The organism is Anaeromusa sp. (assembly GCF_028691475.1).
Taxonomy (GTDB): Bacteria; Bacillota; Negativicutes; order Anaeromusales; family Anaeromusaceae; genus Anaeromusa.
Map to the genome: position 1 here is coordinate 1 of NZ_JAQUZF010000204.1, position 2710 is coordinate 2710.

Genomic DNA, 2710 nt, shown 5'->3' on the forward strand with positions numbered 1-2710 from the left:
AATGCTTGTCCGTTGCCGTTCCTTGTAGTGGAGGTTGGCTATACCCATGGTGTTCATGGGACTAATTTGTTGGCGATTAAAGAATCAGATGCCCTGATTATTGCGGATCTGATGATGGGCAATGACGGCACCAATCCTCCTACGGAATTAAATGAATTATATATGAGCGCTGTAGGAGAAGCTATGAACCAAATGATGGGTTCGGTAGCTACTTCGATGTCGACTATGTTTAAACAAAAAATTGATATTTCACCGCCAAAAGCGAACTTGATCCATTTTGCCACGCATGAGCCGTTGACGTCGGCGCTTACTGCGACGGAAAACGTGGTGAGGGTGGCTTTCCGTATGGAAGTGGAAGACTTAATTGACAGCGAAATTATGCAGATTTTGCCGGTAGAGGTAGCTAAGACGCTGGTCAAAAATCTTATGGGCGATATGGCAACTCAACAGGCGGCAGTACCGGCAGCTCCTGCGCAGCCAGCTGCTGCGCCAACAGCGCCGCAGACGGCTCCTCCTATGGCCGCCGCAGCCGCTCCAGCTCCTGCTGCGGCAATGCCTCCGCAGCAGGGCTATTACGCACCGCCGCAGCCTAGCTATCAACAGCCTCAAGTTCCAGTGCAGGCAGTACAATTTTCACCGCTTGTGCCAGGCGCAATGGCGGGCGTAGATGGGAATATTGGTTTGATTTTGGACGTACCGTTGCAGGTGACGGTGGAGTTAGGACGAACTAAAAAATTGATTCGCGAAATTTTAGAGTTGAGTCCTGGCTCGGTTTTGGAACTGGATAAGTTGGCTGGCGAACCTGTGGATGTTTTAGTAAACGGTAAATTGCTAGCCAAAGGGGAAGTCGTGGTTATTGATGAAAACTTTGGAGTTCGCATAACAGATATTGTCAGCCCGATAGAACGGGCCAGTAGCTTGCAATAATAAAATCTAGAATGATATAAGGAGAGATGGCAATGGCAATACGGGTATTGATTGTGGATGACGCTGCGTTCATGCGGATGATGATCAAGGATATTCTTTCTAAAAATGGGTATGAGGTAGTCGGTGAAGCGGAAAACGGACAAAAAGCAGTAGAAAAATTTCAGGAACTGAAACCGGACTTGACTACAATGGATATTACTATGCCGGAAATGGATGGAATTACGGCGGTAAAGGAAATTAAAAAAATTGATGCAAATGCTAAGGTGATCATGTGTAGCGCCATGGGTCAGCAGGCTATGGTTATTGAAGCCATTCAATGCGGCGCCCGGGACTTCATTGTTAAGCCGTTCCAGCCGGATCGTGTTTTGGAAGCGGTTCGCAAAGTCATTGGATAAGATTATGGGACGGTTTCTGACGGCATTAACGGTAGGAGTGGCGGCGGCTGTCTGGCAGACGGCCGCTTTAGCTGTAGAATCAGGAAACGAGTATTTAAAATACCAAGAACCAGTTTCTAATAGCGGCGGTATTTCTTGGTTTTCTTCTTTTGCCTATGTGTTCTCTTTATTGTTTACCTTTGCGGTAGTGCTCCTTTTGGCTTATATGGCGTCTCGTTTTTTAGGACGACGCTTAGGGCACTTGGGAGCGAATGGAGGCAGAAAGCAACAGATATTGCAAGTAATTCCGCTGGGACAGCAAGGCGCAATCCAGGTAGTGGAAGTAGGCGGGCGGATTTTGGTTTTGGGGATTACTTCCCAACAAATCCAATTATTACTGGAGATTACCGATTCTCAAGAAATAGACCGTATTCGTTCCCAGCAGGATGCGTTGTTACAAGATGAATTATTTAGTGAGATTCCTTTAAACAACATGCTGACGAATTCGTTGCAGCGTTTAGATGCACTGAAAAACAAATTCCCGCGTGTGTTTGATCAATCCCGAAAATAAGTAAGAAAGAGGTAGCGGAGTGAACTATAAGAAACATGGCTTGCTGCTTTTCGGGATGGTTCTGTTTTGCATAATAGGATTAATTTGTGCCGACGTGGAAGCGGCGCCGCTGGTGCCGGCGCCGAATGTTTCGATAGGCGTTAATGAAGCGACCAATCCTCAAGAAGTGGCTCTAAGCCTACAAATTTTACTGACCCTGACTGTGCTGTCATTAGCTCCGTCTATTTTGATTATGATGACATCCTTTACACGGATTATCGTCGTGCTTTCTTTTTTGCGCAGCGCCCTAGCGACTCAACAAATGCCTCCCAACCAGGTGCTTGTCGCATTGGCGCTGTTTCTTACGTTTTTCACGATGTCCCCCTACTTGGATGCAGTGAATCAAAACGCGCTGCAGCCTTTTTTAGCAGGTGGAATGGGGCAAGAGGATGCCGTCAAAGCAGCGATGGAGCCGATGCGGGAATTTATGTTTAAGCAGACTCGTGAAAACGACTTGGCATTATTTGTTAATCTTTCAGAGGCGCCGCGCCCTAATGGACCGGAAGATGTGTCTACATCGGTCTTGATCCCAGCGTTCATGATTAGCGAGTTAAAAACTGCTTTTCAAATTGGGTTCCTTTTATACATTCCGTTTATCGTCATTGACATGGTGGTGGCAAGCACCTTGATGTCAATGGGGATGATGATGGTGCCGCCAGTCATGATTTCACTGCCCTTTAAGATTCTCTTATTTGTCTTGGTTGATGGCTGGCATTTGGTTGTACGATCATTAATTATGAGTTTTAATTGAAACGGGGCGATGAGTTATGTCGGCAGATTATGCTGTCGAATTGGGCCG

4 protein-coding genes are annotated in these 2710 nt (G+C 46.6%); all 4 read left to right on the forward strand.

Annotated elements, in window-relative coordinates; all coding sequences use genetic code 11:
* Window positions 1-927 (forward strand): flagellar motor switch phosphatase FliY (gene fliY / locus PHF27_RS14235; RefSeq protein WP_300071524.1); only part of this gene is annotated, 927 nt, incomplete at its 5' end.
* 32 nt (window positions 928-959) lie between these two features.
* On the forward strand, window positions 960-1322 hold the full coding sequence (locus PHF27_RS14240; RefSeq protein WP_018704284.1) for a response regulator: 363 nt from the start codon (window positions 960-962) through the stop codon (window positions 1320-1322).
* Between the two features lie 4 nt (window positions 1323-1326).
* Window positions 1327-1872: a flagellar biosynthetic protein FliO gene (locus PHF27_RS14245; protein ID WP_300071528.1), complete on the forward strand. Its 546-nt coding sequence runs from the start codon at window positions 1327-1329 to the stop codon at window positions 1870-1872.
* 55 nt (window positions 1873-1927) lie between these two features.
* A complete protein-coding gene (gene fliP / locus PHF27_RS14250; protein WP_300071531.1) occupies window positions 1928-2662 on the forward strand; it encodes a flagellar type III secretion system pore protein FliP in 735 nt (244 codons plus the stop codon).
* Window positions 2663-2710: the final 48 nt, after the last annotated feature.

Excerpts from the sequence above, each read along its gene's own strand:
- fliP (WP_300071531.1), top strand. The coding sequence starts at position 1,928 with ATGGTTCTGTTTTGCATAATAGGATTAATTTGTGCCGACGTGGAAGCG.
- PHF27_RS14245 (WP_300071528.1), top strand. The coding sequence starts at position 1,327 with ATGGGACGGTTTCTGACGGCATTAACGGTAGGAGTGGCGGCGGCTGTC.
- PHF27_RS14240 (WP_018704284.1), top strand. The coding sequence starts at position 960 with ATGGCAATACGGGTATTGATTGTGGATGACGCTGCGTTCATGCGGATG.